General features: G+C 62.8%; 5 protein-coding genes. All 5 read left to right on the forward strand.

Features of this window, described 5'->3' with window-relative positions; all coding sequences use genetic code 11:
* Positions 1-862 (forward strand): cyclopropane-fatty-acyl-phospholipid synthase family protein (locus tag ABDV69_RS19590; RefSeq protein ID WP_343577362.1); only part of this gene is annotated, 862 nt, incomplete at its 5' end.
* Positions 863-923: 61 nt separating this feature from the next.
* Entirely contained in the window at positions 924-2,258 is a 1,335-nt protein-coding gene (locus ABDV69_RS19595; RefSeq protein WP_343577363.1) for an FAD-dependent oxidoreductase, read from the forward strand.
* A complete protein-coding gene (locus tag ABDV69_RS19600; protein WP_343577365.1) occupies positions 2,255-3,322 on the forward strand; it encodes a diacylglycerol kinase in 1,068 nt (355 codons plus the stop codon). Before ABDV69_RS19595 ends, ABDV69_RS19600 begins: the two co-directional genes overlap by 4 nt.
* 125 nt (positions 3,323-3,447) lie before the next feature.
* Positions 3,448-4,179, forward strand: a complete 732-nt coding sequence (locus tag ABDV69_RS19605; RefSeq protein ID WP_343577367.1) for an ABC transporter ATP-binding protein — start codon at positions 3,448-3,450, stop codon at positions 4,177-4,179.
* 71 nt (positions 4,180-4,250) lie between these two features.
* Entirely contained in the window at positions 4,251-6,518 is a 2,268-nt protein-coding gene (locus tag ABDV69_RS19610) for an FtsX-like permease family protein (protein ID WP_343577370.1), read from the forward strand.
* Positions 6,519-6,591 lie beyond the last annotated feature (73 nt).

Raw genomic sequence — 6,591 nt, forward strand, 5'->3', positions numbered from 1 at the left:
CATGCCTACGGCGACGTACGAAGGTGCCTCGCAAGCCGCAATTCAACAGCACTACGACCTCGGCAACGACTTCTACGCGCTGTGGCTCGACGCCACGATGAGCTACTCATGCGGCAAGTGGTCCACCGAAGACGACACCCTCGAGCGCGCACAAAAGAGCAAGATTGACTACCTAGCGAGTGGCGCGGGCGCGACACAGGCCCGACGCGTGCTCGACATCGGCTGCGGCTGGGGTGCGATGCTGACGCGGCTGGTTCAGGACCACGGGGTCCAGCACGGCGTCGGACTGACCCTCAGCGACGCTCAGGCATCGCGGGCCCGGCAGCCTGACTGCGAAGTGCGAGTCGAGAACTGGATCGACCACAAGCCGGACACCCGGTACGACGCAATCGTTTCCGTAGGCGCTTTCGAACATTTCGCCGATATGGGCATGAACCGCGAGGCTCGGATTTCTGCGTACCGTGAGTTCTTCGCCCGCTGCGCCGAATGGCTTCCTCCCGGCGGCGGGTTGTCGTTGGAGACCACCGTCAAAGGCAACAACACCAAGATGAGCCGCACTACGGTGCGCGACCTTCTCTTCATCATCGATCGCATCTTTCCGGAGTCCGAGGTTCCCTGGTTGTCGGAAATCGTCGAAGCCTCCGAGCGACTCTTCGAAACGACGTCGGTCCTCAACCGTCCAGACGACTACGCGCGAACCTGCCTGCACTGGCAACGTCGGCTCTCGGCCGCCCAGGACCGCGCCCAAGCGCTGACGAGCGCCGACACCGTCCGCGACTACAGCCGCTACCTGAACGCCTCGGTCGACGCATTCGCCAATCGGCACCTGGGGCTGGCCTGGCTCACCTTCGAAAGGATCTGACCATATGGCCACTGCCAGACCGATTCCCCGCACCGTCGACGATTACCCGGGTCGCGCCGAAGTGAGCCACGATATCTATTGGCGTACAACCGAACCCGTTGCTCCGACGGCACCGCTCAGAGAAGACGTCGAGTGCGACATCTGTTTCGTCGGCGGTGGATATACCGCGATGTGGGCCGCCCACTTCCTCAAAATCGCCGACCCCAGTCTCGAAATCCACATCGTGGAAGCCGACTACGCAGGCGCGGGAGCCTCTGGGCATAACGACGGTTTCATCACCCCGACCATTGGCCACGACCTCAACACCCTGGTTAAACGCTACGGTGCCGCCAAAGCAAAAGTCGCTTATGCAGTCGTGGGCCGTTCCATACTCGAAATTGGTCGCTTCTGCGCCAGGTACGGCGTCGATGCGGATTACGAGCCGAGCGGCTACTTCCAGGTCGCCACCACCGACGCACAAGTCAAGCTTCTACGCCGTGACATCGGATCCGCCCGCCGCCTCGACCCCGACTCCCAACTCGCACTCATTACCGGCGAAGCACTGCAAAACTCGATTGATTCGCCGGCGATCCGTGCCGCCATCAAAGGTAGCGGGGCCTTGATCAACCCTCATCGGCTGGCCCGCGGACTTGCACGCGTCGTCCAAGAGCAGGGCGTGCATATTCATGAACAGACTGCCGCGCAAAGGATCACGTCGGCATCTGGGACGCATCGCGTGCACACCCCATTCGCCGACGTGAGCGCCCGGAAGCTCGTACTGGCCACTAACGCCTATCAGCACCAATTCAGCAGATTCCGCCATCAGGTCGCGCCGGTGTGGAGCTACGCAGCGGTCACTGAGCCGCTCACCGACGAACAGTTGCGTCAGGTCAACTGGCCGGGGCGCGAGGGCTTCGTCGAGGCCCGAAACTTCATCGTATTTGGCCGCCTCACCGCCGATAACAGGCTCCTGTTCGGCGGCGGTCCGGTCAACTACCACTGGCAGCGAAATATGGACACGCGCAAACACATCGACAATCCGTCAACCACCCAAGTGCTGCGTGAGGTGCTGCACCGATACTTCCCGAGCTGGAGCGAAGTGCCCTTCAGCCACGCATACGGCGGGTGCGTCGGCATCACTCGTGATTTCGTGCCCCACGTCGGTCACCTGGGCAACAACATATATTACGGTTACGGCTACTGCGGCAACGGAATCGCCGTCACGCACACGACCGGCAGGATCCTGCGCGATCTGATCCTGGGACGCGAAAGCACCTACACGGGTCTGCTATTCGTCAACGGCGCCGAGCCCGCCTTCCCGCCTGAGCCGTTGACCTACTTAGGGTCCAAAGCAAAGACCTCCTTCCTGCAGTTGCAGGACCGATTCCCAAAGTTGATGACGAAGGGGCTGTCATGAAATACCGCGTAGTGCAGTGGAGTACCGGAAACGTCGGTCGTCGAGCCCTGCGGTCGATCATCGCCCGACCCGACCTCGATCTCGTCGGAGTGTGGGTCTCCGACGAGAACAAGAGCGGCAAGGACGCCGGCGAATTGGCCGGTATCGATCAGCACGTCGGTATATCCGCGACCACCGATGCCGACGCGCTGTTGGACTTGCAGCCGGACTGCATCGTCCACACCGCCATGGCCGACAACCGCCTCTTCGACGCCATCGGCGATTTGCGACGATTCCTGGAGGCGGGGATCAACGTCGTGTCGAGCAGTCCGACGTTTCTTCAGTATCCGTACGGCACACTTCCCAAGGAAGCCATCGACCCGATCGCCTCGGCCGCGGAGAGCGGTCAAGCAACGCTGTGGGTCAACGGCATCGACCCGGGGTGGGCCAACGACTGGCTGCCGTTGCTGATCAGCAGCGCCTGTGAACAGATTGACCAAATCGTCTGCTCTGAGGTGATGGACTACTCGACATTCGACAACCCGACGATCTTGTTCGAAGTCATGGGTTTCGGCGGTGCGCTCAGCGAGCTTCCGCTGCTGCTGCAACCGGGCATTTTGACCCTCGCGTGGGGCGGCGTCCTACGCCAGCTCGCCGCCGGACTAGATGTCGAACTCGACTCTGTGACTGAGCAGTTCGAGCGCAGACCGGCAACCGAGGACTTCGACTTCCACGGCCACACCATTACCCGGGGAAGCGCGGCCGCTCTGCGCTTCCGCGTCGAAGGCATCAAGGACGACCGACCGGTGATCGTCGTCGAGCACGTCACGCGCCTGCGTGCAGATCTGGCGCCCGACTGGCCGCAGCCCACCGGTCAGGGCTGTTATCGCGTGGCGGTCAAAGGCATTCCGGACTATGACGTCGACATACATACCTCCACTCAAGGCGACCACGCCGACGGAGTACTGGTCGGCACGGCTGCCCGACTCGTCAACGCGATACCCACGGTCGTCCAAGCCAAGCCCGGCTGGCTGACCGCCCTCGACATGCCACTGATCACGGGCCGCGGCCTCGTGACGGCCTAACAGATGCGAGCATCCGGACGACGTAACGAGCAACCCGACCACGATCCCGCCGCTTCACAGCAGGCTCGGGAAGTGGGATCGTGAGGGGCATGGACGCAGATTCATCGCTCAGCGGGGCGGAATCAGTGGACGACAGACCTGCAGCCAAGCCACAAGCATTGCGACTCCGAGGAATCGAGAAGTCTTACGGATCTGGACCGGCACGCGTCGTCGCGCTGCAAGCACTAGATCTCGACGTAGCGGCCGGGGAATTCGTTGTGCTGCTTGGCCCTTCGGGGTCAGGAAAGACTACGCTGCTCAACATCATCGGGGGCATCGACCAACCCTCGCAGGGAACGATCGAGGTTGACGGCGCCGACATCGGGCGGCTCGGCGCGAAGCAACGGACCTCCTACCGCCTCAATCGCGTCGGGTTCGTTTTCCAATTCTTCAACCTCGTGCCGACGCTCACCGCGCGCGAGAACGTCGAGATCCTCGCCGAACTAACCGGTACCGATACCCGCAACCGCAGTATCGCCGCTCTCGAAGCCGTCGGCGTCGAATCGGTCGCCGATCGCTTTCCAAGCCAGCTGTCCGGTGGCCAACAGCAGCGCGTGGCGATCGCCAGGGCAATCGTCAAGGCTCCGCCCCTCTTGCTCTGCGACGAACCCACGGGCAGTCTCGATCTCGTCACCGGTCAACAGGTGCTGAGAGCTTTGAGCGACGTTGCCCGTTCGGGTCACACCACGGTCCTGGTGGTGACACATAATTCCGAAATCGCCCGCATGGCCGACCGCGTACTGCGGTTGCACGCCGGCGCGATCAGCAGCTCCGAACGCGTCCAAAACCCCGTCGACGCATCCGAGCTCAACTGGTGAGCCGCACACTCAGACGAAAAGTCCGCAGAGATGTCGGTACAGAGTTCTGGCGCTTTGCCGCCATTGCCACCGTGGTCGCAATCGGAGTGGCGGTGTTCGTCGCTGCCACCGACGGCTACCGCAACCTCGATCAGTCGTTCGCCCACGCATACGCGGCGCAGCGAATGCCCGACGCGCTCATCAGTGGGCCCGGCGTCGCCGAAATGCGGGATCGAGTGCGCGCCATGCCAGGCCGCCCGCTCGTGGAAGTACGTCACCAAGCCGACGTCGGAATCCGCATCAACGGGCACGCCCTCTACGGCCGCGCCGTCGGCATACCAGGCGCGACGCAGCCCCAGGTGTCGACCCTCGAGGTCCGCACCGGAACACTGCCCAGTGACGGGCAACTACTCCTCGAACAGCACCTTGTCGACCATTACCGACTGCACCCCGGAGATCATGTCGAACTACTCGGCGACCACGGGTGGCAGACCTTCGCCATCAGCGGGTCCGCCCTGTCCACAGAATACCTCTGGCCTGCGCGCTCCAGCCAGGAAATCCTTACCACACCAGAAGATTTCGGTGTCGTCTTCGTGGCCGACAAGGTCGTGCAGAATGAGCTTCCGAAGCCGGTCCAACAGCTCGCCGTCTTTGCGCAAGATCGACACGATTCCCGCACGCTCATCGCGGCCTGCTCGGACCTCGCGCGCAGCAACGGCTTTCAATTCGTGCCGCGCGACCAGCAGGCGTCGTTCAGGACGCTCGAGGATGACGTCACTCAATTCGGTGCTCTGGCAAAGATCCTGCCCTGGCTTTTTCTCGCCGCAGTCATTCTCAGCACCTATGTGCTCCTCGCCCGGATCGTGGCCGCACAACGTGCAGTGATCGGAACCCTCGTCGCAAATGGATTGTCGGCCGCAGAATTGCGCAGGCACTACCTCGGCTACGGGCTTGCCTGCGCCACGCTGGGCATCCCACTGGGCCTTGTCGGCGGCTACCTTCTCGGCGACTGGATTACCACCAAGTACACCGAAGCTCTGAAATTACCGATGCACATCAGCTCGGTGCACCCACTGACTTATCTGCTTGCCACTGTCGCCGCAGCCGCGGTGGCTTTGATCGCCGCCGTCTTGCCTGCCGAAATGGCAGCTCGGATGCAACCGGCTGAAGCGATGCGAGTCGCCCCACCCGCGGGGGGCGGCGGCAGACGCAGCTTTATCGAGCGCCTGCTACCTGCGATCAACCATATTCCCGCGAGGTGGCGAATGATGTTGCGCGCTGTCCTGCGAAACCGTCGGCGCACCATATTCACCGTGGTCGGTGTGGCCGTCTCAGTCATCCTCGTGATGGTGTTCGCCGGTATGCGAGACACCTTGCCCGGTATGGTCCATCGCCAGTTCGGCCAGATCGAACGACAAGACGGCGAGGTGGTCCTGTCGGGCCCGGCGCAGCCGATTCTTGAAGCGCTGCACAAGGACCCCGACGTCGCGGCGGCGGAACTCTACAGCTCCAGCGACGTGACGGTGTCAACCAAGCACAGCCGCTACGAGACGCTCATGATCGGACTCGACCCGCAGACCCGGATGCACAACTTCGTGGCGCAGGCCGGAGCCAACACACTTACCGCCGACGGCGTGCTGCTCGGCGTGGGCCTGCGCGATCTGTTGTCAATCAAAGTCGGCGATCCCATCACCGTCACCACATCGCAGCCGGGACACCAAATCACCGAGCGCGTCGCCGGTTTCGTAGACGAGCCGTTCTCGCCGGTGGTCTACATCTCCACGGCCCGGCTACGCGCTGACGCCGGCCCGGTTGCGGACAACGGCGTTCTCGTCACGTTGCGGATGGGCTCGCAGGCCCGTGCGGCCGGCGACGCTATTGCAGCCATCCCTGGTGTCGTTGCCTATCGCTCCACAACGGCACTCGCGTCGACAATGCGAGATGCCTTCAGTCTCTACAACACGCTGGTCGGCATCATGCTGATCTTCGCCGGGATCATGGCCGCAGCCATGCTCTATAACGCGATGTCGGCCAATATCGCCGAGCGACTCGGCGAGCTCAGCGCGCTGCATGCCGAAGGTATGAGTGCAGGCATGCTCACCCGGCTGATCACTTCCGAGAACCTCATGCTCGCAATAGCTTCCGTTCCGCTCGGTATCGGCTGCGGCGCCATTCTCGCCGACCAGCTGCTCGCTACCTACCAGCGACTCGGCTACCACCTACGACTGGAGATGCAGCCACTGACTCCAATCACAGTGGCCTGCAGTATTTTTGCCGCCGCGTTGCTGGCTCAGCTGCCCGCCCTGCAAAGAATCCGCAGTATCGATTTAGCCCGGGTGGTCCGCGAACGGGCCCTATAGCGCTACCCGGGCGTGCGCCGATCAGCCGACGATGACGTCGCGGTTGCGCATCGCCACCCACCCGGCGGATACC

It is taken from the genome of Mycobacterium sp., assembly GCF_039583785.1.
Lineage (GTDB): Bacteria > Actinomycetota > Actinomycetes > Mycobacteriales > Mycobacteriaceae > Mycobacterium.